At 64.2% G+C, this 23,851-nt stretch carries 22 protein-coding genes and 2 pseudogenes; 12 read left to right on the top strand and 12 right to left on the bottom strand.

Annotation, left to right across the window (positions count from 1 at the left end; all coding sequences use genetic code 11):
* Window positions 1-74 precede the first annotated feature (74 nt).
* A complete protein-coding gene (locus tag DB708_RS18820) occupies window positions 75-734 on the bottom strand; it encodes a class I SAM-dependent methyltransferase (RefSeq protein ID WP_108924491.1) in 660 nt (219 codons plus the stop codon).
* Between the two features lie 424 nt (window positions 735-1,158).
* Between DB708_RS18820 and DB708_RS18815 the strand changes: the two are divergent.
* Window positions 1,159-2,023, top strand: a pseudogene (locus tag DB708_RS18815) (proline iminopeptidase-family hydrolase).
* Here the strand turns inward: DB708_RS18815 and DB708_RS18810 are convergent.
* The 3 genes and pseudogenes from DB708_RS18810 to DB708_RS18800 all read right to left on the bottom strand — a co-directional run bounded on the left by DB708_RS18810 (window position 2,020) and on the right by DB708_RS18800 (window position 4,364).
* A complete protein-coding gene (locus DB708_RS18810) occupies window positions 2,020-3,231 on the bottom strand; it encodes a cytochrome P450 (RefSeq protein WP_108924490.1) in 1,212 nt (403 codons plus the stop codon). The pseudogene DB708_RS18815 and the gene DB708_RS18810 overlap by 4 nt on opposite strands.
* Before the next feature lie 277 nt (window positions 3,232-3,508).
* Window positions 3,509-3,871 (bottom strand): hypothetical protein, encoded by a 363-nt coding sequence (locus DB708_RS18805; protein WP_201263560.1) that lies wholly within the window; start codon window positions 3,869-3,871, stop codon window positions 3,509-3,511.
* Between the two features lie 95 nt (window positions 3,872-3,966).
* Window positions 3,967-4,364, bottom strand: a pseudogene (locus DB708_RS18800) (VOC family protein).
* A 395-nt stretch (window positions 4,365-4,759) separates the two neighbouring features.
* On the opposite strand from DB708_RS18800, the gene DB708_RS18795 reads away from it, so the two are divergent.
* The gene (locus tag DB708_RS18795) at window positions 4,760-5,722 is read left to right on the top strand and encodes an Abi family protein (RefSeq protein WP_108924489.1); all 963 of its coding nucleotides are present in this window, start codon (window positions 4,760-4,762) and stop codon (window positions 5,720-5,722) included.
* 46 nt (window positions 5,723-5,768) lie between these two features.
* Here the strand turns inward: DB708_RS18795 and ychF are convergent, their stop codons facing one another.
* Window positions 5,769-6,842 (bottom strand): redox-regulated ATPase YchF, encoded by a 1,074-nt coding sequence (gene ychF / locus DB708_RS18790; RefSeq protein ID WP_108924488.1) that lies wholly within the window; start codon window positions 6,840-6,842, stop codon window positions 5,769-5,771.
* Window positions 6,843-6,974: 132 nt separating this feature from the next.
* Here ychF and DB708_RS18785 point away from each other — a divergent pair, with 132 nt between their 5' ends.
* The gene (locus tag DB708_RS18785; protein WP_108924487.1) at window positions 6,975-8,147 is read left to right on the top strand and encodes a DUF6542 domain-containing protein; all 1,173 of its coding nucleotides are present in this window, start codon (window positions 6,975-6,977) and stop codon (window positions 8,145-8,147) included.
* An 18-nt stretch (window positions 8,148-8,165) separates the two neighbouring features.
* Here the strand turns inward: DB708_RS18785 and DB708_RS18780 are convergent, their stop codons facing one another.
* On the bottom strand, window positions 8,166-9,164 hold the full coding sequence (locus DB708_RS18780; protein ID WP_108924486.1) for a 4-hydroxy-3-methylbut-2-enyl diphosphate reductase: 999 nt from the start codon (window positions 9,162-9,164) through the stop codon (window positions 8,166-8,168).
* Between the two features lie 89 nt (window positions 9,165-9,253).
* Between DB708_RS18780 and DB708_RS18775 the strand changes: the two genes are divergently transcribed.
* The 5 genes from DB708_RS18775 to DB708_RS18755 all read left to right on the top strand — a co-directional run bounded on the left by DB708_RS18775 (window position 9,254) and on the right by DB708_RS18755 (window position 13,748).
* Complete coding sequence (locus DB708_RS18775) at window positions 9,254-9,838, top strand: lipid droplet-associated protein (protein WP_108924485.1); 585 nt, start codon at window positions 9,254-9,256, stop codon at window positions 9,836-9,838.
* A complete protein-coding gene (gene xseA / locus DB708_RS18770) occupies window positions 9,835-11,094 on the top strand; it encodes an exodeoxyribonuclease VII large subunit (RefSeq protein WP_108924484.1) in 1,260 nt (419 codons plus the stop codon). Before DB708_RS18775 ends, xseA begins: the two co-directional genes overlap by 4 nt.
* On the top strand, window positions 11,084-11,341 hold the full coding sequence (locus tag DB708_RS18765; RefSeq protein WP_108924483.1) for an exodeoxyribonuclease VII small subunit: 258 nt from the start codon (window positions 11,084-11,086) through the stop codon (window positions 11,339-11,341). Before xseA ends, DB708_RS18765 begins: the two co-directional genes overlap by 11 nt.
* Window positions 11,342-11,418: 77 nt before the next feature.
* Window positions 11,419-12,525 (top strand): 3-beta-hydroxysteroid dehydrogenase, encoded by a 1,107-nt coding sequence (locus DB708_RS18760; protein WP_108924482.1) that lies wholly within the window; start codon window positions 11,419-11,421, stop codon window positions 12,523-12,525.
* A gap of 74 nt (window positions 12,526-12,599) precedes the next feature.
* On the top strand, window positions 12,600-13,748 hold the full coding sequence (locus DB708_RS18755) for an AI-2E family transporter (protein ID WP_108924481.1): 1,149 nt from the start codon (window positions 12,600-12,602) through the stop codon (window positions 13,746-13,748).
* On the opposite strand, the gene DB708_RS18750 is transcribed toward DB708_RS18755, so the two are convergent.
* Window positions 13,729-14,526, bottom strand: a complete 798-nt coding sequence (locus DB708_RS18750) for a dienelactone hydrolase family protein (RefSeq protein ID WP_108924480.1) — start codon at window positions 14,524-14,526, stop codon at window positions 13,729-13,731. The two genes, DB708_RS18755 and DB708_RS18750, sit on opposite strands and share 20 nt — an antisense overlap.
* A gap of 11 nt (window positions 14,527-14,537) precedes the next feature.
* Entirely contained in the window at window positions 14,538-15,209 is a 672-nt protein-coding gene (locus DB708_RS18745) for a DUF4245 domain-containing protein (protein WP_235616850.1), read from the bottom strand.
* Between the two features lie 80 nt (window positions 15,210-15,289).
* Here DB708_RS18745 and glpX point away from each other — a divergent pair, with 80 nt between their 5' ends.
* Genes glpX through DB708_RS18730 form a run of 3 tightly spaced genes read left to right on the top strand, consistent with a single transcriptional unit; the run spans window position 15,290 to window position 18,865 of the window.
* A complete protein-coding gene (gene glpX, locus DB708_RS18740) occupies window positions 15,290-16,375 on the top strand; it encodes a class II fructose-bisphosphatase (protein ID WP_108924479.1) in 1,086 nt (361 codons plus the stop codon).
* 31 nt (window positions 16,376-16,406) lie between these two features.
* Window positions 16,407-17,810, top strand: coding sequence for a class II fumarate hydratase (locus tag DB708_RS18735; protein ID WP_108924478.1), 1,404 nt, complete (start codon window positions 16,407-16,409; stop codon window positions 17,808-17,810).
* 17 nt (window positions 17,811-17,827) lie between these two features.
* On the top strand, window positions 17,828-18,865 hold the full coding sequence (locus DB708_RS18730; protein WP_108924477.1) for a hypothetical protein: 1,038 nt from the start codon (window positions 17,828-17,830) through the stop codon (window positions 18,863-18,865).
* 7 nt (window positions 18,866-18,872) lie between these two features.
* On the opposite strand, the gene DB708_RS18725 is transcribed toward DB708_RS18730, so the two are convergent.
* The 3 genes from DB708_RS18725 to DB708_RS18715 form a co-directional block, all read right to left on the bottom strand.
* On the bottom strand, window positions 18,873-20,333 hold the full coding sequence (locus DB708_RS18725) for an adenylate/guanylate cyclase domain-containing protein (protein ID WP_409347618.1): 1,461 nt from the start codon (window positions 20,331-20,333) through the stop codon (window positions 18,873-18,875).
* Window positions 20,334-20,453: 120 nt separating this feature from the next.
* Window positions 20,454-21,329: a polysaccharide deacetylase family protein gene (locus DB708_RS18720; RefSeq protein ID WP_108924475.1), complete on the bottom strand. Its 876-nt coding sequence runs from the start codon at window positions 21,327-21,329 to the stop codon at window positions 20,454-20,456.
* A 143-nt stretch (window positions 21,330-21,472) separates the two neighbouring features.
* A complete protein-coding gene (locus tag DB708_RS18715) occupies window positions 21,473-22,774 on the bottom strand; it encodes a PhoH family protein (protein WP_108924474.1) in 1,302 nt (433 codons plus the stop codon).
* A gap of 105 nt (window positions 22,775-22,879) precedes the next feature.
* Here DB708_RS18715 and DB708_RS28005 point away from each other — a divergent pair, with 105 nt between their 5' ends.
* Complete coding sequence (locus DB708_RS28005) at window positions 22,880-23,008, top strand: hypothetical protein (protein WP_261859536.1); 129 nt, start codon at window positions 22,880-22,882, stop codon at window positions 23,006-23,008.
* 17 nt (window positions 23,009-23,025) lie between these two features.
* On the opposite strand, the gene DB708_RS18710 is transcribed toward DB708_RS28005, so the two are convergent.
* Window positions 23,026-23,850 (bottom strand): acyl-ACP desaturase, encoded by an 825-nt coding sequence (locus DB708_RS18710; RefSeq protein ID WP_108924473.1) that lies wholly within the window; start codon window positions 23,848-23,850, stop codon window positions 23,026-23,028.
* Window position 23,851: the final 1 nt, after the last annotated feature.

The raw sequence follows: 23,851 nt of genomic DNA, 5'->3' as shown, positions 1-23,851 counted from the left end.
GGCCCTGCCTCTTGGTGTACGACCGTCACCACTTGCGGAGTGGGGATTAGAGCAGTGGCCGCCACCGGTCGACTTCAAAGTTTCGAACCGTCCTTGCGGAATGTGACTCGCCACAATCGTCGGGGTAGCTCGCCTTCTTCGAAAGCGTGCACCTCGTCGCACACCCACCCGTTGGCCAGGTCATCGAGAAGCTGTCGAGTGAAGAAGTGGACTGCGAAGCCACCGGACTCAAAGATGTCGTCACCGTGGCTGTTGCCAGCGCGGTAGTGCGCATCTCCACTGTGCCGGACGGTAAACACGAACATTCCGTTAGGACGCAGCACACTGTGGATCTCGTCAACGATGCGGTGAATCTCGCTGGTACTCAGTGCCATGCATAACGCCATGTGCGCGTAAACCGCGTCAACGGAGCTTCTGCTCAGCAGCAGCGGTTCTCGAATATCGTGAACGAATGCCTGAATTCGTGGTTCCAGGTCTGCCGACCTGGCATCGCGCCGGATCTGCGCGACCGCGACACTGCTGAAGTCTGAGGTCAACACCGTGAATCCCTGCTTTGCGAAATATAGGGCATCGCGACCGTGGCCTGCCGCCAACTCGAGTACCCGTTCGGCCCCAGCAGCTTTGAAGGCGCGCGCGGCGTATACCCCTGGCGCCGAAGGCGCAAAGCCATACATATGCGGATGAGCTTGATAGGTATCCTGCCAGTGTTGCCGCTGGGCCGCGCTCAGATTCATTCGATCCCCTACCGCTAGTAGAACTGCAGACCCAGTCCAATCGCATCGAGTAGGCACTATCGCTTGCAGCCCTGGTGATTTCATTAATGAGGCGAAGCTTCGGACTAACAAATCCGTCGAAGCCCTCACAGCCAAGTGTAGGCGCGCAAGGTCGCAGATACACGGTGCGATGTGCCGCGCAAGGATGCGAAATTATGCACTAGCACAACGATATTACGAATATCTCGACTATAAGCTCGGTACCACGAGCTCAGTTGAAGCCGGACGATCTGGACACTTCAGGGTTTTGCGGCCGCAAAAGCTGTCTCCTGCAAGGCAATTCCTAGCGATCGAAATATCGATGCCCTTACTGAAGACCTATGCTAGACGTCTTGACCCACGAAATTCCCTGCAGTACAGCAGATACCAAAGAATGGACCACGTAATGACTCGATCGGAAGGGACGGCTGCCGTCCCTGGCGGGAACATCTGGTTCAAGCGCATTGGGGGCGGGACGGGACTACCCCTGCTGGTCATTCACGGTGGGCCGGGATTCCCCCACAACTACCTCGGCTCACTGGAGCGACTGGCCGACAGCAGAGAGGTCATCTTCTGGGATCAGCTTGGCTGTGGCAGATCCGAATCACCGTCTAATGCCGAGCTGTGGACGATGCGCCGCTCTGTGGCAGAGCTCCGTGCCGTTATCGCAGCGCTCAACTTAGATCGGTTCCATCTCTACGGTCATTCCTTCGGCGGCATGCTGGCGCAACAATACGTACTCGACGCGCCGCCTCAGGCGGTTAGCTTGATCCTTTCGAACAGCCTCGCGTCGATGCAGAGATTTGCGCAAGACGTTGCGTATCTGAAGTCGCTGTTGGACCCGGCAACGCAATCGGTCATCGACCATCACGAGTCCGCGGGCACGACCGACTCCGACGATTACCAGGCCGCCAGCAAAACCTGGTTTGAGACGTACATCTGTCGTGTGCTTCCTTGGCCGGCAGAGCTCGAGCACTCCATTAACAACGTCGGAGTTCAGATTTACGAAACGATGTTCGGACCAAGCGAGTTCAGCATCAATGGAAATCTTCGAACCTGGGACATCCTCGACCGTTTGGCTGAGATTTGCCTGCCAAGCCTCATCATCGCCGGCACCTTCGACGAGTGCACCCCTGACCACATGTGGGAAATGCATCGGCGCATCAAGGGGTCACGGTTTGCGTTGTTCACTGGCAGCGCTCATATGCCCTTTTGAGCAGCCAGAACGTTTCGATCGATGCATGCGGGACTTCCTTGGCGCGCATGACTAGTCGTTAAGGCAGCTCCGCAGCCCCGGTGTGAACTCGACGGGAAGCGAGGTGATAGCCATCAATGTTCCTCCAGTCAGGCCTGCCTCGACGACCGGGCCGACAAGGTGGAGATCCGGTAAGCGCCGCAGTAACGTGCGGACACCGATCCGGATCTCGGCGCGGGCCAAGTGTTGCCCAACGCAGTAGTGAATGCCTGCACCGAACGCGAGATGCGGCTTGCGCGCTCTGTCGATGTCAAAGGCGTCGGGATTCGGAAACTGATCCTCATCCCGGTTGGCGGCCCCTATGTTCAACATCAGCCGATCTCCTCGGGTGAACTGCACATCACCGATGGTTGTGTCGCTGTACACGGTCCGGGCGAAAAGTTGCAGCGGTGTCGTCAGGCGAAGACTTTCTTCAATTGCGCGCCCTAGTGTTGAGTCGGACTCGGTCACTTCAGCAGCGAGACCCGGATACGCCAATATGTGGCGCAGCGTTCCTGCGATGCCTGTCGACGTTGAGTGGTGACCACCTACCAGGAAGGCTGTCATAATCCGGGTGACCAAATCGCTGTCAATCGCTACTCCGCCAACATTGCCTTGGGCTAACTTCGTCAAGTAGTCGTCGCGGGGCGCACGGGTACGCAGCTGAAGTTGACCGTCGATGAAGTTCGAAAACTCTTGCCACGCTGCGTCAAACGTTTCTGTGCCAATGCTGGTGAAAAGGGTCATACCCAGCTGGCGGACATCGCCCGCCTCCCCCTGGTCGAGTCCCATCACGCGGCAGATCGCGATGGCAGGCAGTGGATCGCAGAACTCGGACGCCAGATCGGCCGAACCTCGGGCCACGAAGTGGTCGATCAGGTAATCGACGATCTGCTGGATAGTCGGACCGAATGCGCGGACTGCCCGCGGATTGAGCGGACCTTCCATCAGTTGTCGCAGCACGGTGTGATCCGGGGGATCGTCCTCTAACGCTGGTATTTTTGGAAATCCGTTCTGCGGGATGAAGATTCCATCAGCGCTAGAGAACCGGGCATTGTCATGCAGTGCGCCACGGACGTCGTCGTAGCGGTTGACATAGTCGAAGCCGCCATAGCGCTCGCTGTGAGCGATCGGACAATGTTGAAGCATGTCCTTGTAGAGTTGCCGCACTGCCGCAGCCGGAACTGATGAGTCGGTGTGGTCAAACGCCGCCGTCCGCGTCGGATCTTGACTGCCGGAAACCATTGCTGCCCAACTCCTCTCCTGCGCGCAGCACCGGTAACGGTTCGCGGGCAAGCCATCAAGCACCGAGACACAAATTCCGCTACCGGCCGAATATGACTACTCGTTCCAATAGTGCTGCGGCAGAATATATTTCGATGCATTCCGCATCGGCGGAATTACTCCACCATATCGCCGTCAGCGAAACCCGGCCACTCGCGTAGCATGCGAATAATCGCAATTTCCGATTCGGAAATCTGATCCTTGATCATAAGCCGACCAAACGCGGCGAGGCGCTCTACTAGATCGGAGTCCATACTCCGTTGTTGAAGAAGCCCCACGCGCCGGAGGTCGGGTTCCACATCAGGTGCGCCTGAGGCGCCCACGCGGGTGGCGGCGGCTGCGGCGGAGCCCAGGGCGGCGGCGGTCCCCAGGGCCCCCAGCCCGCTGGTGCCGGACCCTGCCAGTCGTGGCACTGATTCCAGTCCCAGTGATAGCTGGTGCCCCAGGCCGGGTCCCATTGCTGACCAGGACACCAGTGATTGCTGGGCGCGGGAGCCGGAGCCGCCTGGGCGACACCGCCGGCCAGCCCCAATGCGGACAACGCCAACCCGCCTTGCGTCAACAGCCGAACCCACGGTCTGGTGTGCTTTACCGTCGCCATGCCCTAAGAATGGTCGGCCGGCGGCGTGGCCGCTAGTGTTCGACCCACTGCGCGTGATCTACCCGGCTCGAACGCTGCACCGAAGTACTGGGCCATCAGACTCCGAACTTGGCGCGAGCCTCGTCCGTGACCGGGGTGAACAGATTGACCAGGTTTGCATCCGGGTCCCGAAACAGCAGGGCACGGTTACCCCACGGCATCGTCGTCGGCTCGGTCACAACCTCGCCGACGCTCCCCCGGAGCCGCTGATACTCGGCGTCCACATCCTCGACGATGAATTCGACGATCGCGCTGCGGTTGGCGGCCGGCTCGGCCGATCCGGCCCCGAACAGCGCGACAGTCTTGTCGCTACCGATGGCAAGTGCGCCCACCGGTGTTGGGATCTCGGCGAAGAGTTCGTTGCCCCAGACAGCCTTGATTTCGGTGACCTTCTCGTAGAAGAAACGAGCCGATTGACATCGGCTGTGATGATCCGGGTCGAGACGAATTTCACGACGGCTACCCCTATCGCTGCGGCAGGGTTACGGCGACCGATGCCGAGATCCTGCCCAGCACGTTAACCGTGCGCTACGACAATCCGAGACTCTCAACGCCTCTTCGCAACTGCTAGACGTTGAACCGGAATTCGACGCAATACCAACGCCAAACAACGTCAGACCGTCAGCGAATTCGTCATCCGATGGCAGACCTACCATCGAGACGACGCCAATTGGAAACTCCCCGACTTTGATCGCCCTGTCGGACCTTGAGCACAGAACCATCTACATCGCACGCTGACGCACAGTCCAATCAGCGTGCTAGGATGGGAAAATCATGATCAGCCCGTTGCCGTAAGGCGCGGGCTGATTTTCTTTATGATGCGACGCATGGCCATACGACAAGCCCTGGTTGTCGGTAGGTCAGCAGGTCGAGCGCCTCGCAAAGCATGGCCTCGAAGTTGGCGACACCGCCCACGCAGACAGGGTTCTGGGGTCGATCGGCTATTACCGTCTCACGGGCTATCTCTACCCGTTCCGGACGTCTGAAGAATACTTCGACGAGGACGGACGGACCCGTATTCGCGTTCTCAGTGACTTCCAGCCCGGGACAGCTCTGATGCACGCCGAGAAGATCATCGACTTCGACCGTCGCCTCCGCATCCTTGTCCTCGACGGGCTCGAACACGTCGAAGTAGCTGCCCGCATGCGGATCGGATACGTGGTCGGCAGAGCGTCACCCTTCGCCTACGAAGATCCAACCTACTTCACACATACCTTCACCGCGGACGGCACTGATGTGCGTGCCCCATCGCCAAGCAAGCACGTGCAGTGGCTCCAACGGGTCAATGAGCGCCAAGCTGGCTCAGATGAACAGTTCGTCGAGCACTTTCGGGACAAATATGACGATCGGATGCCCGTCTGGGCCCTAACCGAGATTCTCGAGCTCGGACACCTCTCGGTTCTCTACCGGGGCATCAATCAAAAGGACGCAGAGGAGATCGCGGTCTCGTTCGGAGTCCCGACGAAGAGGATGATGGCTAGCTGGCTGGCTGCGCTCAACTATGTGAGAAATGTCGCGGCCCACCACGCACGACTGTTCAACCGTAAGCTCCAGAACGCACCCTCTCGACCCAAGGTCGGCCAGATCCCCACACTCGACCACCTGCGCGCCTCCGAGGAGGCCAAGAGGGTCTACGGCTCCTACAACGCGCTTGCAGTGATCGCCTACCTCCTGACATCGATCGAGGACGACGCCGACTGGGCGACCCGGCTGACGGCACTGCTAAGAGAGTTTCCCACCTCGCATGCCCTGACAGTCGAGTCGTTAGGCGCTCCCCTGGACTGGGAAACCCTCGACCTCTGGCGCAGTTGAGCCCTCAACCGGCACACAGCAATCTGAATGCTCCCGAGCGCAACCGTCACACGTTGAACCGGAATTCGACTACGTCGCCGTCGGCCATCACGTAATCCTTGCCTTCCATCCGGACCTTGCCGGCCGCCTTGGCCGCCGCCATCGAACCGGCCTCGATCAAGTCGTCGTAGGACACGATTTCGGCTTTGATGAAGCCCTTCTCGAAGTCGGTGTGGATCACCCCGGCGGCCTTGGGCGCGGTATCACCTTGATGAATCACCCACGCCCGCGACTCTTTTGGACCCGCCGTCAGGTATGTCTGTAACGCCAGCGTGTGAAAACCGGCTCGCGCCAACGCATCCAGTCCACGCTCGGTCTGCCCGATGGATTCGAGCAACTCCGCGGCAGACTCGTCGTCAAGCTCCTGCAGTTCGGCTTCGATCTTCGCGTCGAGGAACACCGCGTCGGCGGGTGCGACCATCGCGCACAGCTCGGCCTTGCGGGCATCGTCGGTCAGCACGGACTCGTCGGCGTTGAAAACGTACAGAAACGGCTTGGTGGTCATCAGGTTGAGCTCGCGCAGCAGTGCCGCGTCGGCACCGGCCGCGAACAGCGTCTTGCCAGAGTCCAGCACGGCCTCCGCAGCGACGGCCGCTTCGTGCACGGGCTTGCGTTCCTTGTTGTTGCGGGCTTCCTTCTCCAGCCGTGGGACGGCCTTCTCCAATGTCTGGATGTCAGCGAGTATCAGCTCGGTCTCGATCACCTCGATGTCGGAACGGGGATCGACCTTGCCGTCGACGTGCACGACGTCGTCGTCGGCGAAAACCCGCACCACCTGGCAGATCGCGTCACACTCGCGGATGTTGGCCAGGAACTTGTTGCCCAGGCCAGCGCCCTCGGAGGCGCCCTTCACGATTCCGGCGATGTCGACGAACGTCACCGGCGCCGGCACGGTCTTCTCTGATTCGAACAGCTCCGCCAGCTTGTCCAGTCGCGGATCGGGCAGCGCTACGACGCCCTCATTCGGTTCGATGGTCGCGAACGGATAGTTGGCCGCCACCACGTTGTTCCGGGTCAGCGCATTAAACAGGGTCGACTTGCCCACGTTGGGCAGGCCCACAATTCCCAGGCTCAGGCTCACGGGGAACCAAGTTTAGGGCTCCGCGCCAGGCTCAGGCGCCGCGGATCAGGTAGTGCGCGGTGAGATGGCACGCCCGGCAGCCCTAACAAGGTATTTACGGGCGTTTTCCCCCATTGCCGGTACGGTCTACATGTGTCAGCGCAGCGGGGAACCTCGGCAGTAGAAGCTGCCCATCGCTCGATCCACCCCGGCATCGCGGGTGCGCCGTCCTGGATAGCGCTGCTCATCGCCATTACCGCAACCGCTATCGGATATGGAATCGACTCCGGCTCCGGCCACAAGGAGCTGACCGGCATCTTCGCCGGCTTCTATATAGCGGGCTGTTTGGCAGGGGTGCTGGCGGTACGCCAAGAAGGCCTGTTCACCGCGATCATCCAGCCGCCGCTGATACTTTTCTGCGCGGTGCCCGGTGCCTACTGGCTGTTCCACGGGGGCAAGATCGGCAGCCTCAAAGACCTGCTGATCAACTGCGGCTATCCGCTCATCGAGCGCTTCCCGCTGATGCTGGGTACCGCCGGCGTCGTGTTGCTGATCGGCCTGATCAGGTGGTACTTGGCGACGTTGCAGCGAACGCCCGCGGCGGCCGACGCGACCGAGGACAACGCGACCGCTGTCACCAAGGAACAGTCGTCCATCGTCCGGGCGATCAGCGCGAAACTGAATTCGCTGTTGGGCGTCGCGTCGTCCAACGACGAGGACGACGAAGAAACGTCCACCGACTCGCAGCGGAGCTCGGCGAGAACCGGTCGGGCGGCGCGCAGCGCAAGGCCCGCGACGAGTTCGGCCCGAAGCCGGTCCCGGCACGCCCGCCCGTCGCCGGAAGACGAGTACGACCCCGCCGACAAGCGGGCACGCCGGCGCCGCCAGCCACCGCCTCGTGACTATGACCCCGCCGACCCGCCGCGCCGCCCGACGCGGCGACGGCCGCCGACCGATCCCGACCAGCGGGCCCAGTCGCGCGAAGGCCGTCGGGATCCGCGCAGCCGCCGCAGTCCCTACGAGCGCCCGGCGCCACGCAGCGGTCGCTACGACGGGTACGACAGGTACGAACCGCCCGTCTCGCAGGATTCGTACAGCAGGTTCCAGTCCTATCAGCCTTACGAATCCTATCAGCCCGCCCCGGACCCCCGACGCCGCCATGCCGGCGCGAACGGCGCGAACGGCACGGATTCGACGCACCACCCGATTTCGCAGGTCCGCTACCGCGGGTCAGGTCCGTTGGACGAGCACCGCGGTGAGCCACGCGGCCGATCACGGGCGAATGGCCGGCCGCAGGGACGACCCCCGGCCGAGTCCTGGGAATAAGCGCGGCGTGCCGAGCTCCTAGAGCAGCGAGCGGATTTCTCGGGGCAGCGCAAATACCAGCCTTTCTTGTGCCGTCGTCACCGGTTGCACGATGTCGAAGCTGGCCTCGGCCAGCCGCTCCAGCACTCCGCGCACCAAAACCTCGGGCACCGACGCCCCGGAGGTGACCCCGACCGTGGTGACGCCTTCCAGCCACGCCGGGTCGATATCGTCGGCCCAGTCGACCAGGTAGGAGGCCTGCGCGCCGCCGTTCAACGCCACTTCCACCAGCCGCACCGAGTTCGACGAATTGCGGGACCCGACGACGATCACCAGCTCGCACTCCGGCGCCATCGCCTTGACCGCGACCTGCCGGTTCTGCGTCGCATAGCAAATGTCATCGCTGGGCGGATCCTGCAGCTTGGGGAACCGCTGCCGGAGCCGCTGCACGATCTCCATGGTCTCGTCGACCGACAGCGTGGTCTGCGAGAGCCACACCACCTTGTTCTCGTCGCGAATCGTCACGTGATCCACCGAGGCGACCCCGTCGACCAGCTGCACATGGTCGGGCGCCTCCCCGGCGGTGCCGATGACCTCCTCGTGGCCCTCGTGACCGATCAGCAGGATGTCGTAGTCGTTGCGGGCAAATCGCCGGGCCTCGTTATGCACCTTGGTGACCAACGGGCAGGTGGCGTCGATGGTGTGCAGGTTGCGTTCGGCGGCCGCGGCGTGCACCGTCGGCGCGACACCGTGTGCGGAGAACACCACGATCGCGCCCTCGGGAACCTGATCGGTCTCCTCGACGAACACCGCGCCAGCTTTTTCGAGGGTGTCGACGACGTGCCGGTTGTGCACGATCTCGTGGCGGACGTAGACCGGTGCTCCGTGCTTTTCCAGGGCGCGTTCGACCGTTTCGACAGCCCGGTCCACACCCGCGCAATAGCCACGTGGCTCGGCCAGAAGCACTCGCTTACCGGCCGGATCGGTGGCTACCGAGCTGGATGCGCCGGGAATCCCCATGTCGACAGTCGGCGGCATGACATCAAGGGTACTTTCTGCCGACACCGGCTTGCCAGCTAGCGGCGCTGGGCTTGGAGTTCGTCCTTGCGTAAGGCAATCTTGGACCCATGGCTACTGCACCGTACGGAGTTCGACTATTGGTCGGCGCGGCGACAGTCGCCGTCGAGGAGACCATGAGACTGCCGAAGACGATCCTGATGTACCCGATGACGGTAGCCAGTCAGGCGGCACACATCGTGATGCGATTTCAGCAGAATCTGGCGGAGCTAGTGATCAAGGGCGACTCGACCCTGGAATCCATTTTCCCGCCCAAGGACGAAAAACCGGAGTGGGCCACCTTCGACGAAGACTCGGCCGATGCCATCGATGGGGCTTTCAGCGAATTGCCGGACGGCGCCGGGGGCGATCGCCGGGCTGAGGGGCGCTTCGCCCTGTACTCGGTTGCCGATGCTGCGCTGGATGCGGGCGCCCCAAGTAAGCCGTCGGCGCAATCGAAGAAGTCGATTGCGGAGCCGTCGGTGGCAGCCGAACTCGACTACCCGACATTGACACTGGCCCAGCTGCGGGCGCGAGTGCAATCGCTGGGCGTCGACGAGCTCGAAGCCCTGCTGGCCTACGAGCAGGCCACCAAGGCTCGGGCACCGTTTCAGACGTTGCTGGCCAACAGGATCACCCGCGCGACCGCGAAGTGACCCGGGCGGCGAACTCGGAGGCGAACTCCGTCGAGAACCCGTTCCCGGTTCGTGCGGTCGCGATCAGGGTCGCCGGCTGGATCGACAAGCTGGGAAGCGTCTGGGTCGAAGGGCAACTGGCACAGATCAACATTCGCGCCCAGTCCAAAACCGTGTTCATGGTGCTACGTGATCCGGCCGCCGACATGTCGCTGACCGTGACGTGTCCGCGCGACCTGGTGCTCAACGCTCCGGTCAAATTGGTCGAGGGCACGCAGGTGGTGGTCTGTGGTAAGCCCTCGTTCTACACCGGGCGCGGCACATTCTCATTGCGGCTGTCCGAGATTCGCGCTGTCGGCGTGGGCGAGCTACTGGCCCGCATCGACCGGCTGCGTCGGCTGCTGGATGCCGAAGGCCTCTTCGATCCGAGACTCAAGCGGCCAATCCCCTTCCTGCCGAACATGATTGGGTTGATCACCGGCCGTGCCAGTGCCGCCGAGCGCGATGTCACCACGGTGGCCAGCACCCGTTGGCCCGCGGTGCGTTTCGCGGTGCGCAACACCGCCGTGCAGGGACCCAACGCGGTCGCCCAGATCGTCGAGGCGCTACGCGAACTCGACCACGACCGCGACGTCGACGTGATCGTGCTGGCCCGCGGCGGCGGCAGCGTCGAGGACCTGCTGCCGTTCTCCGACGAGACGCTGTGCCGCGCGATCGCGGCCTGTCGCACGCCGGTGATCAGCGCGGTCGGCCACGAACCCGACAATCCGCTGTGCGATCTGGTCGCCGATCTACGCGCAGCCACCCCCACCGACGCGGCCAAGCGGGTGGTTCCAGACACTGCCGCAGAGCAGCGAGGAATCCAGGACCTACGCCGGCGCAGCGCGCAGGCGCTGCGCAATTGGGTGTCTCGCGAACAGCGCGCGCTGACCCAATTGCGCAGCCGCCCGGTGCTGGCCGAGCCGCTGACCGCGTTGACGGCGCGCGCCGAGGAGATCCACCGCGCCCGCTCGGCGGTGTGCCGCGACATCACCCGGCTGGTCGCCGCGGAATCCGAACGCGTCGGCCATCTGGGCGCGCGACTGGCGACGCTGGGCCCGGCGGCAACCTTGGCCCGCGGCTATGCGGTGGTGCAGACAGTTCCCGCTTCCGAGCCAGCCGGTGCCATGCGCGTCCTACGCTCTGTGGACGAGGCGCCGGCCGGCACCCGGCTGCGGGTGCGGGTTTCCGACGGCGCCGTAGCTGCGGTGAGTGAAGGGCTGACCGATGGTCACTGACGACGACGACGGCGGCGGCGGCGGCGCCAGATCAGTTACGCCCATTAGTCAACTTGGCTATGAATCTTGCCGGGATGAGTTGATCGAAGTCGTGCGCCTTCTGGAGCAGGGCGGCCTGGACCTCGATGCATCGCTGACGCTGTGGGAAAGAGGCGAACAGCTGGCAAAACGCTGTGAAGAACACTTAGCTGGCGCCCGCAAGCGCGTGGAGGATGCGCTAGCGTCCGGACAGGACGACAGGGCCTGAATCCGGCCGAATCCGCAGAACTTATTGAGCTATCTTTACAAAATTGGAACGTGTTTCAGTAACACAATGTCTCAGTTATCCTGTACGGCATGGGTGATGCATCATTGACAACCGAACTCGGCCACGTCCTGGTCACCGGTGGCTCTGGGTTTGTCGGCGCCAACCTGGTGACCACCTTGCTCGACCGCGGGTACTCGGTGCGTTCCTTCGACCGCGCCCCGTCGCCGCTCGCTGCGCATCCGAAGCTGCAGGTGCTGCAGGGCGACATCACCGACAAAGCCGTCTGCGCTCAGGCGGTGGACGGCATCGACACGGTGTTCCACACCGCGGCGATCATCGAGCTGATGGGTGGCGCGTCGGTGACCGAGGAATATCGCCAGCGCAGCTTTGGCATCAACGTCGGCGGTACCGAGAATCTGGTGGAGACCGGGCGCGCCGCGGGTGTGCAGCGATTCGTCTACACGTCATCCAACAGCGTGGTGATGGGCGGCCAGAACATCGCCGGCGGCGACGAGACCCTGCCCTACACTGCTCGATTCAATGACCTCTACACCGAGACCAAGGTGGTCGCCGAGCGATACGTGTTGTCCCAGAACGGCGTTGACGGCATGCTGACGTGCGCGATCCGGCCCAGTGGCATCTGGGGCCGCGGCGACCAGACGATGTTCAGGAAGTTGTTCGAGAGCGTGATCGCCGGCCACGTCAAGGTGCTGATCGGCCGCAAGTCGGCCCGCCTGGATAACTCGTACGTGCACAACCTGATTCACGGTTTCATCCTGGCCGCCCAGCATCTGGTGCCCGGCGGCACGGCGCCCGGTCAGGCGTATTTCATCAACGACGCCGAACCGATCAACATGTTCGAGTTCGCCCGGCCGGTGGTGGAGGCCTGCGGGCAACCATGGCCGCGGATCCGGGTCAACGGGCCCATCGTGCGCGCGGCGATGACCGGCTGGCAGCGGCTGCACTTCCGGTTCGGAATTCCCGCGCCGCTGCTAGAGCCGCTGGCGATCGAGCGGCTCTACCTGGACAACTTCTTCTCGGTCGCCAAGGCTTCCCGTGACCTGGGCTACCAGCCGCTGTTCACCACCGAGAAGGCGCTGACCGAGTGCCAGTCGTACTACATAGATCTGTACCAGCAGATGGAACGCGAGGACCTGGCGGCCAAAGCCGCCGCCAAACGGTAGCGCGGATACTGCCGAAAACCACCGCCTCGGGCTAAGGTTGCGCTCAACGGCGAGGTGGAGGGCGGACGGCTCGTATGAACACCGAATTCACGCTCACTCAGAAGCGCGCCCTCGCGGTTTTCACGCTGATAGCGCTGGTTTTCGGCGCGTACTTCTTGCGCGACTACTTCGTGCTGATCGTCGTCGCCGCGGTCGGAGCGTACTTGTTCACGCCGCTGTTCAATCGGTTCAACCGCCGCCTCGGCACCGGCCTGTCGGCCGCCTGCACTTTGATGTCGGCGTTGGCCATTGTCATCGTTCCGGTCGGCCTCTTCATTGTCTTGGCCGTCGTCCAGATCACCCGCATGGTCGACAGCGTTTCCGGCTGGGTCAAGACCACCGATCCAAGCGAACTCGGCGGCAGAGTCCTACAGCTCGTCAATGACGTACTGGCCCGAATCCCCTTCCTGCACATCACGGTAACGCCGGAGATGTTGCGTAAGGCGATGGTCACCGCAGCACAGCACGCCGGTCAATGGCTGCTGCAATTCCTGCAGAGCGCCGCCGGCGGGATCGCGGGAGCGGTCACCTACGCGATAATCTTCTTGTATGTGTTCATCGCACTACTGGTGCACCGCGAGAAGCTGCGCACGTTGATCGGTCAGCTCAACCCGCTCGGCGAGGAAGTCACGGATCTATACCTGAAGAAGACCGGCGCGATGGTACGCGGCACCGTGTTCGGTCAGTTCGTCATCGCGCTATGCCAAGGTGTCGCGGGCGCCGCGTCGATCTACATCGCCGGATTCCAGCACGGCTTCTTCATTTTCGCGATCCTGCTAACGGCGCTGTCGATCATTCCGCTGGGCGGCGGCATCGTGACGATTCCGTTCGGGATCGGAATGATCTTCTACGGCAACATCTTCGGCGGCGCGTTCGTGATTTTGTGGCATCTGTTGGTAGTCACCAACATCGACAACTTCCTGCGCCCGATCCTGGTCCCGCGTGACGCCCGGCTGAATTCGGCGCTGATGCTGCTGTCGGTGTTCGCCGGGCTCGCCATGTTCGGCCCCTGGGGCATCGTCATCGGGCCGGTGGTGATGATCCTGATCGTCACGACCATCGATGTCTACCTGGCGGTCTACCAGGGTGTCGAGCTGGTGAACCCGGACGACGAAGCGCCGAAGCGCCGTGGCTGGCTGCCGCGCCGGAAGGCGAGAGCAGGCGTTAAGTCAGCCGCGCAGTAAGGAATTCGACGACCCGCTTGCGGGCCTCGTAGGCCGGCTGACCTTCGAGTTCACGGACCTCGTCGGTGAGCACCGAGTGCGCCATCTTGCCGAAACCGTGTTCGTTGCCCGGGCGTGAATCGATCTCGATCACCTCGAACGCGTCTCCAAGGCGGTCCTTGAGCGCGGTGAATCGATTCCGCGGAGACATCCAATCCTCGCTGAATCGCAAACCCATGGCGCACAAGCCCTCGTTGGCAGCGCGGTCGGCGATGGTGGTCAGCTCGGATTCGCTGAGTCCGGTGTCACTGCGACGCGTCAGGCCAAGGGGCAGCGGTACCGAAGGCTGGCTGAGCACCGGGGCCAGCACGCTGTCGTCGACCGCGGCGGCCAGCGCGAAGCCGCCGGTGAAACACTGGCCGATCACGCCGACGCCCTTGCCTCCCGCCGACGCCTTGAGATCACGGGCCAGCGCGCGGAGGAACAGCGACACCGGCCGCTGCTTGTTGGTCGCGAAGGCCGCGAATTCCTTTGCCACACAAGCCCGCGCGATCACCCCCGCCGTGTACCCGGCGGTCTTCGGGTGGCCCGGCACGCCGAACAGCGACGGGATGACGACGGTGAAACCGTTGTCCACCAAGTGATTACCCAGACCCAGCACCCCTGGATGGATCCCGGGTATCTCGGGGATCAGCACCACCCCGGGGCCGGTGCCCCTGCGATAGACGTCATGGGTATAACCGCCACCGGTGAACGCTTCCGCAACCCATCCTGAGAGGTCCGCTTCGGGTGCTGTCACGCGAGTCGCTCCTATCGGCTTGTCGGCAGCGGCGGCTGTGACTGCGTCGCCGACGCCAGCGTACGGAACTGGTCGGTGCTTCCGGCACCCGTGATCGCGATCTGGGCGGCACCACCCGGGCTGGTGAGCCTGGTCGTCCATACCGGCTCGGCGTCGGCACCACTTTCACCGGATCCGCGGTAGATGATCCAGTTCGTCCCCGAGACGTCGACCGTTCCGGTCGGATACGCCGAAGGATGAATCGAGCCGACCAGCTTGTCCTCGTCGGCGTTGCTCTGCGTCAGGCTCAAATACATTCCCGTCGGGCCGATGTACCCGACCGTCGAGGTGGCCGCGTTCAGCCGTTGGCTACCCGAGGATCGCCCATTCTCTATGCCGCCGCGGCCGCCGGAGTTGGCCTGCCAGCCTGCGGGTAGCAAGGGCAATCGGATGGGAAACCCCAGTGTCTGAGCATCCGCACGCAAGGCCGTCGCAGCGTCGTAGGACGGAATTGCTCCTTTGTTCGCCCCGGTCGGCCGGAAGGAACACATCCCGACCATGCCGGCCAGCAGGATGCACCCGATTACCAGCGGTGCCAGCGACCAGAACATGTCCCGACCGTCTTGGAGCAGCCGCGGTTTGGCCGGCCTGGGCGCGGGCACGGGCTCACCGGCCTCCTGCGCGTTGGGCTGCTCGTCGGTCACCCCTGCAGTATCCCAGCCCGCTGTCAACAGCCACAGCCCAGATCCAGCTGGCCGATCTGCTTCTGGGAGAATCAGCAACCATGACAGCATCGGGCAGCTCCGGTTCGTCTTCGACCGCAACCGCGGGCCCCGACCCGCAGGTACGGGCACGCCGCGAAGCCCCCGACCGCAACCTGGCCCTGGAACTGGTCAGGGTCACCGAGGCCGGCGCGATGGCCGCCGGTCGCTGGGTGGGTCGCGGCGACAAGGAGGGCGGTGACGGCGCGGCCGTCGACGCGATCCGCGAACTGGTCAACACGGTTTCCATGCGCGGGGTCGTCGTGATCGGCGAGGGCGAAAAAGACGAAGCGCCGATGCTCTACAACGGCGAAGAGGTCGGCAACGGTGACGGCCCGGATTGCGACTTCGCGGTTGACCCGGTCGATGGCACCACACTGATGAGCAAGGGCATGCCCAACGCGATCTCGGTGCTGGCGGTAGCCGATCGCGGGGCCATGTTCGACCCGTCGGCAGTGTTCTACATGAACAAGATCGCCGTCGGCCCCGAAGCCGCGCACGTGCTGGATATCACCGCGCCGATCGCCGACAACATCCGCGCGGTCGCCAAGGTTAAGGGCCTGTCGGTGCGGGACATGACCGTGTGCATCCTGGACCGGCCCCGGCACGCTCAGCTCATCGAGGATGCCCGCGCCACCGGTGCCCGCATTCGGCTGATCACCGACGGCGACGTCGCCGGCGCGATTTCCGCCTGCCGGCCCAACTCGGGCACCGACATGCTGGCCGGTATCGGCGGCACGCCGGAGGGCATCATCGCCGCCGCGGCGATCCGTTGCATGGGTGGGGCTATCCAGGCGCAGCTGGCGCCGCACGATGACGCCGAACGCCGCAAGGCGGTCGATGCCGGCTACGACCTGGACCAGATCCTGACCACCGAAGACCTGGTGTCCGGCGACAACGTCTTCTTCTGCGCGACCGGGGTCACCAACGGCGACCTGCTCAAGGGCGTGCAGTACTACCCCGGCGGCTGCACCACGCAGTCGATCGTGATGCGGTCGAAGTCGGGCACCGTCCGGATGATCGAGGCTTACCACCGGCTCTCCAAGCTCAACGAATACTCAGCGATCGACTTCACCGGCGACAGCACCGCTGCCTACCCCCTGCCGTAACCGCGATAACCCGACGAACAGGAACTAATTGATGGCCGAAAGCGGCGAATATCGCATCGAGCACGACACCATGGGCGAGGTACGAGTGCCCGCAAAAGCGTTGTGGCGAGCCCAAACCCAGCGCGCCGTGGAGAACTTTCCGATCTCAGGCCGGGGGCTGGAACGCACTCAGATCCGCGCGTTGGGACTGCTGAAGGGCGCCTGCGCCCAGGTGAACTCCGACCGCGGGCTGCTGGCCAAGGAGAAAGCCGACGCGATAGTCGCGGCGGCAACTGAGATCGCCGACGGCAAACACGACGACCAGTTCCCGATCGACGTGTTTCAGACCGGCTCGGGCACCAGCTCCAACATGAACACCAACGAGGTCATCGCATCCATCGCGGCGGCCAATGGCGTCACGGTGCACCCCAACGACGACGTCAACATGTCGCAGTCGTCCAACGACACCTTCCCGACCGCCACCCACATCGCGGCCACCGAAGCCGCTGTCCGCCATCTCATCCCGGCGCTCGAGATACTGCACGACGCACTGGCAACCAAAGCCAGCGAATGGCACACCGTGGTCAAGTCCGGCCGCACTCACCTGATGGATGCCGTGCCGGTGACGCTCGGCCAGGAATTCAGCGGATATGCCCGCCAGATCGAGGCCGGGATCGAGCGGGTGCGCGCCACGCTGCCCCGGCTGGGTGAGCTGGCGATCGGCGGAACCGCGGTGGGCACCGGGCTCAACGCTCCCGACGGTTTCGGCGCCAAGGTTGTCGAGGCCCTGGTTGCTTCCACGGGATTGTCCGAACTACGCACGGCGGCAAACTCTTTTGAGGCACAGGCCGCGCGCGACGGCCTGGTGGAGGCATCCGGCGCGCTGCGTACCATCGCCGTGTCGCTGACCAAGATCGCCAACGACGTCCGCTGGATGGGGTCCGGGCCGCTGACCGGTTTGGCCGAGATCGGACTGCCGGACCTACAGCCGGGCAGCTCGATCATGCCAGGCAAGGTCAATCCGGTTCTGCCGGAGGCGGTTACGCAGGTCGCCGCGCAGGTGATCGGCAACGATGCCGCGGTGGCCGTCGGCGGCCTGTCCGGCGCGTTCGAACTCAACGTCTACATCCCAATGATGGCCCGCAACGTCTTGGAGTCATTCAAGCTGCTGACCAACGTGTCAAAGCTGTTCGCCGAACGCTGCATCATCGGGCTGTCGGCCAATGTCGAGCACCTGCGCGAGTTGGCCGAGTCGTCGCCGTCGATCGTGACACCATTGAATTCGGCCATCGGTTATGAGGAAGCGGCTGCCGTGGCCAAGCAAGCGCTCAAGGAGCGCAAGACGATTCGCCAGACCGTCATCGACCGCGGCCTGATCGGCGACAAGTTGTCGCTCGAGGAGTTGGACCGCCGGCTTGACGTGCTGGCGATGGCCAAGGTCAAACCAGCGAACTAAGTGGGGGTGGTTCTGCAATGACGGTTCCTCCGGGCGGTCCCTACGGCCAGGATCCGTACGGAGCGAATCCGTATGGGCAGGGCCCCTATTGGGGCGGTCCTCCGCAGGGCGGTCCACCCCAGGGCCCGCCGCAAGGCGGCCCCCCGCCGTATCCGCAGGGCGGCCCCCACTCGGGGCCGCAAAGCGGCTCGTACCCCTATCCGCCGACCGGTCCGTTCACCAATCCCGCGGGCGGCGTGGACCCATCGGCGCAGGGCTACCCCGGTCACCCGTATCCGCCGCCCGGCCAACAGTTCCCGCCCGGCTGGCCACCCGGGTCCTATCCTCCCGGACCGCCGCCGAATGGCCCACGGTCGAATATGCCATGGCTGATCGTCGCCGGTATCGCGGTGCTTGGCGTCATCGCGCTGGTGGTGATTCTGGTGCTCAGCCTGGGCAACGGATCCAAGTCCCCCAAGGCCAACCCCTCGACCAGTTCGGTCGCGCCGACGTCGCAGCCGAGCGGGTCCGGGCAGACCGCAACCGATTGCACCCCGAACGTGTCCGGTGGCGACAAGCCGGCGGGCGGCGCCCCGATCAAGGCCGGCAAGTTGTCGTTCCCGGCCAACGCGGCACCCGGATGGATGCCGTTTTCGGACGACCAGAGTCCGAATCTGATTGGCGCAGTGGGCCTCGCGCAAGAGGTGCAGGGAGCCAGCCAGTGGGTAATGCAGGCCGAGGTCGCAGTGAGCAATTTTGTTCCGAGTATGGATGTCACCGCACAGGCGGCGAAGTTGATGAATTGCGTGGCCGAAGGTCCCGGCTATTCGAACGCCTCACCGACGCTGGGCCCGATCAAAAAGTCGTCGATGACGGTTGAGGGGATCAAGGCCGCCCGGGTGGACGCCAACGTCACGATCGCCGACCCCGCCCGAAATGTGAAGGGCGATGCCGTAACCATCATCGCGGTTGACACCAAGCCGGTCACCATCTTCCTGGGCGCAACACCCATCGGAGATACCGCCTCGGCGGGCATCCTCAACCAGGTGATCGGCTCGCTGAAGGTCTCGAAGTAAGTCGCGCCTAGGCGGGGCCCGCGGGCGCCGAGACAAGGGTGGCCTCCGATCGGCCGCGCAGCACGGTGGAATAGCACGCCGCCCAGTGATCCCGTTCGGTTTCGTCGGCTCGTTCGATGGCCGCCGCCGAGCACAGAATCCGCCGATCCGAGGTCTTCGCCAGATCCGCCAGGCGTGCGGCCTCGTTGACCGCATCACCGATTACCGTGTATTCATAGCGGTTTTCAGCACCGATGTTGCCCGCGAAGACACGGCCCGCCGAGACCCCGATACCGAAATCGACCACGGGGAGCCGGCGTAATTGGATGCCCAGCGTGCGCGCAGTGGCCAGCGCCGCCGATGCCGGCTCGCCGGTCCGCAGCGGCACCCCGAAGATCGCCAGCGCAGCGTCGCCCGCGAATTTATTGATCAGTCCGTGGTGTTCGTCGACGGCATCGACGACGATTCGGAAGAAGTCGTTGAGCACGTCGGCAACCTCTTGGGGCGGACGGCTTTCCGCAAGCTGAGTGGAGCCCACCAGATCGATGAACAGCACCGCGGCCTCGACCACATCCCCCGATAAAGATGCACCCTCTTCGATGGCGCGCTGAGCCACGTCGGCCCCGACGTGGCGGCCGAACAGGTCACGCAACCGGTCGCGCTCGGCAAGCCCGGTCACCATCCGGTTGAATCCCGTTTGGAGACGCCCGATTTGGGATCGCTCGTAGGCGCCCACGGTGGTGTCAATGTGGCCGCGTTCGACCTGAGCCATCGCGTCCACCACTTCGCCGATGGGGTCCGAAATCGAGCGGGAGGTCAGGATCATCGTGGGCAGCCCGAGCAACACCGCGGCCAGCGACACCACCAGGATGGGCACGTCTAACGAAGCGGACTTCTGAATCAGCCAGCCGTATGAGCGCAGCACCACCAGCGTTGCCACGACTCCGATCGGTAGCGCGCTGACCAGAAACCACAGCATGACCAACCGTGCGAACACTCCCGGCACCGCCAATCGGGGCTCTTGCCCCCGCGTGGCGGCACCCATGATGGGCCGCAGCGTGCGTTGCGCGAGCAGCATTCCCGTGCCCGCGGCGGCCGGACCACCGAGCAGCACGCCGAGCATCATCGGCAACAGCAGCGCGGCGCCACCGCTCAGGTTGACCAACACAAAGATGCCGCCGGCCAGGCCCCAGGCCGCCAGCAGGATTCCTGTCTGGCGGCCGGCCAGCCGCATCGCGACTTCCCGTTGCGCCGTGGTGGGTTCGTCGCCGGCGGCATACCAGCGCACCGTGGGCGTGAGGCTGACCATGCCGGACACCGCGACACCGATGATCCCCAGCACCACCAGCAAGACCACGATGGCGGTGTCTTTTTCCGCGAAGACGACGCTGGTGGCGGCGGAAGTATGACCCCGCAGCGGAATCAGGATGGCGGCAACGTCGATGACGGCGATGATGTAGGACAGGGCAAGGTCGATCGCGTATTCGATCAAGAGCCTGCGGGCCGACTTGCGCTGCGGCGGCTCGGATGTCGCCGCGCTCGACCCTCGCCCACTCCGACCTCGCAGCCCGTCCGCTTTGATCACCCTCTAAAGGTAGCCGCGCGTGCGCTAAGCGCCGTTATTTGGCCCGCCCGAGTTCTGGCCTTCGATGTCTGTGATCGGGAAGTTCGGCATCGGCTTGGGCGACGGCGTATTGGGCAACGTCGGGATCTCACCGGGTGGGATGTCGTGAAGCTGGTTGGCCTGGGGCCCGTTTTCCCGGCTGCCGTAGCTGCTGCCCGGGGCGCGCGGGCCCAGCAATTCGCTGACCGTCACCATCCGGTAGCCGTTGGCCTTGAGCACCGGAATGAACTGATACACCAAATCGACGGTGCTCGAGTAGGTGCTGTGCAGCAACACCACCGAGCCAGGCTTGATGTACGTCATCAGCATGTACCGGGTGGCGGCGATGTTCGAGTCATTTGTCCAATCGAAAGGGATTACATCCCAAAGGATTTCGGACAGCCCGTAACGGCCGGCGGTCTGGCGTACCTCGGGGGTGGACAGCCCGCCGGCGGGCCGATACAGCGTCGGAGTCCGCCCGGTCGCGGCGTTGATCGCATCGTTGGCCTTAGCGAACTGTGCGGCAATGTCGTCTGGTGGGATCGTCGCCATGTTGGGGTGTTCCCAGGTGTGACTGCCGATCTCCATGCCGGCATCGGCGATGCGCTTTGCCCCGGCCGGGTTGGCAGCCACCTTATTGCCGATCAGGAAGAAGGTGGCCTTGGCGTCATTGTCTTTCAGAATTTGTAGCAGCCGCTCGTCGAACGGGCTGGGCCCATCGTCGAACGTCAGCGCGACGCATTTGACCACCGAGCAACTCAGGTTGTCGGCGCGCGTCACGTGACCGGTCAGGCCACCGATCACCAGCACCGCGCCGGCGGCCACGACACCGAACACGGTCCGCCAATAGCGCCAGGCCTGGCTGTCGGGTCGTTTCGGCACGGTAAAAGCCTACTCACCCCCGAGTGTGCGACGTGGGCGCCGAGTGTGCCCACGAGGCGGGAAAACGGCTCAAATCCCGCCTTCAGCGCACACTCAAGCCCAAAGGTGCCGACGAAAGCCGGCGGCCGGGTGGTGCGGAAACGTCAGTTCGGGCCGGCGATTTCTTCGAGCATCTCGGTGACTAGCGCGGCAATCGGTGACCGCTCGCTGCGCAGCAGGGTGATGTGCGCGAACAGCGGATGACCCTTGAGCTTTTCGATGACGGCCGCGACGCCGTCATGGCGGCCCACCCGCAAATTGTCACGCTGGGCGATGTCGTGGGTCAGCACCACTCGCGAACCGGTGCCCAGCCTGGACAGCACGGTCAGCAGCACGTTGCGCTCCAGCGACTGCGCCTCGTCGACGATGACGAACGAGTCGTGCAGCGAACGACCGCGGATGTGGGTCAGCGGCAGCACTTCGAGCATGCCGCGGGATAGCACTTCCTCCAGCACGGCCGGGCTGGCCAACCCTTCCAGGGTGTCGAAGACCGCCTGCGCCCAGGGACCCATCTTTTCGCTCTCGCTGCCGGGCAGGTAGCCCAGTTCCTGGCCGCCGACGGCGTACAGCGGGCGGAACACCACCACTTTGCGCTGGGTCCGTCGTTCCAGCACCGCCTCCAGGCCGGCGCACAGCGCCAGCGCCGACTTACCGGTGCCGGCCTTGCCGCCCAGCGACACGATGCCCACCGACTCGTCGAGCAGCAGGTCGAGCGCGACGCGCTGCTCGGCGGAGCGACCGCGCAGTCCGAACACCTCGCGGTCACCGCGAACCAGCTGGACACGTTTGTCCGCATTGACCCGGCCCAGCGCATGAGAGGTACCGCCGAGAAGCCGAATTCCAGTGTGACACGGGAGGTCTCGAGCATCGGCCAGGTCGATCTCGCCGTCGGCGAACAGCGAGTCGATGTCCTCAGCGGCGGTCTCGATCTCCTGCATCCCCGACCAACCGGAGACCACCACGTCTTGCGCGTGGTACTCGTCGGCGGCCAGACCCACCGCGGCGGCCTTGACGCGCAGCGGAATGTCCTTGCTGACCAACGTAACCCGCTTGCCTTCAGCAGCGAGGTTGGCCGCGCAACTCAGGATCCGGCAGTCGTTATTGTCATTGCGGAAACCGGCCGGCAGCACCGCCGGGTCGGTGTGGTTGAGCTCGACGTGCAGCGTACCGCCTTGCGCCCCAACGGGAATGGGCTGATCCAGTCGTCCATGTTCGAGCCGCAGGTCGTCGAACAATCGCAACGCCTGCCGGGCGAACCATCCCAGCTCATGGTGGTGGCGTTTAGCCTCGAGTTCGCTGATCACCACCAGCGGGACCACCACCTCGTGCTCGGCGAACCGACTACATGCCCAGGGGTCGGACAGCAGCACCGAAGTGTCGATCACGTAGGTCCGGAGTTCGGTCACGTAGCGCTCCTCGAGCGGGATGAGCCCGCGCGGACCCGCGCAGGCATGTCGGCGGGAACTGCGACACCAGGACCGGGGCCGGTCCTTCCGTTGTGGTGACGGGAGGTGCCGCCCTGGCAGCTGAGCATGACGCTGACCATCGAGAATGACGCTACTCCCGTCGCCGCTTTGCAGCAGCGCAGGCGCGCCGACGCCGGGGTGGTGATGGGTGGTGAAGAACGGCGAGCGCAGTGATCGCCGCGAAGGTTGGCTTAGCCGACGAACTGCCGCAGTTGGGGCTCGCCAGCGACGCCCCACTCGGTAATGCGATCGGAGATCGCCCGACGCAGTTCGGCGGGACCGAAAATCCCCGCGTCGGCGACGTTGCGCACCTTGTCCCGATACGCCTGGATGTCGGCACCGACGGCCTGGAGGTCGGCCGCTCGTTTGGCGATCGCGGCGATGGTCTCGTCGCGGGTGTAAGTCAGGCAGTGCGCGACGAGATTGGAGAAGAACAGCTCGTGGCGCGCCTCGTCGCGGGCGATCCGGTCGATGAGGCCGGCCAAGATCGGCTCTTCGAGCTGGGCAGCCAGGTTGCGGCAGAAGACGGCATGCGTGCGCTCGGTCAAAGCCATGTACACCAGGGTTTCCACCTGCGTGTAAGTGTCGGCGCGGTAGCCCTGCATCAGATATTGAACGCGGGCTTCTTCGTTGGCGGTGGGGTCGACCTCGCGGGTCACCACCAGGTATTCGCGCAGCGCGATGGCGTGCAGATGCTCTTCGGCGGTCCAGCGGCCCAGCCAGCGGCCCCACCAGTCCTCGAGAATGAAGTGTTCGACAAGCTCGCGGTGATGAGCGGCCAAGTCGTCCTTGAGCAGCACCAGGATCTCGCAGGCGTCAGTGAATTGCCGCGGCAGCGTCATGCTGGACGAGTCCCAGTCGCGGCCGCCGAGGAAGGCGAAGTTCTCGCCGCGGTCGAACGGCACGTAGTCGTGAGCGAACCAGATGTCGTCGGTGGACAGGTGGCGGTCCATCTCCGCCTCGACGACCGGCTCGAGTTCCAGGGTCAGCGCGTTAGCGACAGGTTTCTGTGCCATG

The sequence above is a fragment of the Mycobacterium montefiorense genome (genome assembly GCF_003112775.1).
GTDB classification, from domain to species: Bacteria; Actinomycetota; Actinomycetes; order Mycobacteriales; family Mycobacteriaceae; genus Mycobacterium; species Mycobacterium montefiorense.
This window is presented reverse-complemented; position numbering and strand designations above follow the sequence as displayed.

Excerpts from the sequence above, each read along its gene's own strand:
- DB708_RS18820 (WP_108924491.1), bottom strand. The coding sequence starts at position 734 with ATGAATCTGAGCGCGGCCCAGCGGCAACACTGGCAGGATACCTATCAA.
- DB708_RS18810 (WP_108924490.1), bottom strand. The coding sequence starts at position 3,231 with ATGGTTTCCGGCAGTCAAGATCCGACGCGGACGGCGGCGTTTGACCAC.
- DB708_RS18805 (WP_201263560.1), bottom strand. The coding sequence starts at position 3,871 with ATGGCGACGGTAAAGCACACCAGACCGTGGGTTCGGCTGTTGACGCAA.
- DB708_RS18780 (WP_108924486.1), bottom strand. The coding sequence starts at position 9,164 with ATGCCGCCGACTGTCGACATGGGGATTCCCGGCGCATCCAGCTCGGTA.
- DB708_RS18775 (WP_108924485.1), top strand. The coding sequence starts at position 9,254 with ATGGCTACTGCACCGTACGGAGTTCGACTATTGGTCGGCGCGGCGACA.
- DB708_RS18765 (WP_108924483.1), top strand. The coding sequence starts at position 11,084 with ATGGTCACTGACGACGACGACGGCGGCGGCGGCGGCGCCAGATCAGTT.
- DB708_RS18755 (WP_108924481.1), top strand. The coding sequence starts at position 12,600 with ATGAACACCGAATTCACGCTCACTCAGAAGCGCGCCCTCGCGGTTTTC.
- glpX (WP_108924479.1), top strand. The coding sequence starts at position 15,290 with ATGACAGCATCGGGCAGCTCCGGTTCGTCTTCGACCGCAACCGCGGGC.
- DB708_RS18735 (WP_108924478.1), top strand. The coding sequence starts at position 16,407 with ATGGCCGAAAGCGGCGAATATCGCATCGAGCACGACACCATGGGCGAG.
- DB708_RS18730 (WP_108924477.1), top strand. The coding sequence starts at position 17,828 with ATGACGGTTCCTCCGGGCGGTCCCTACGGCCAGGATCCGTACGGAGCG.
- DB708_RS18710 (WP_108924473.1), bottom strand. The coding sequence starts at position 23,850 with ATGGCACAGAAACCTGTCGCTAACGCGCTGACCCTGGAACTCGAGCCG.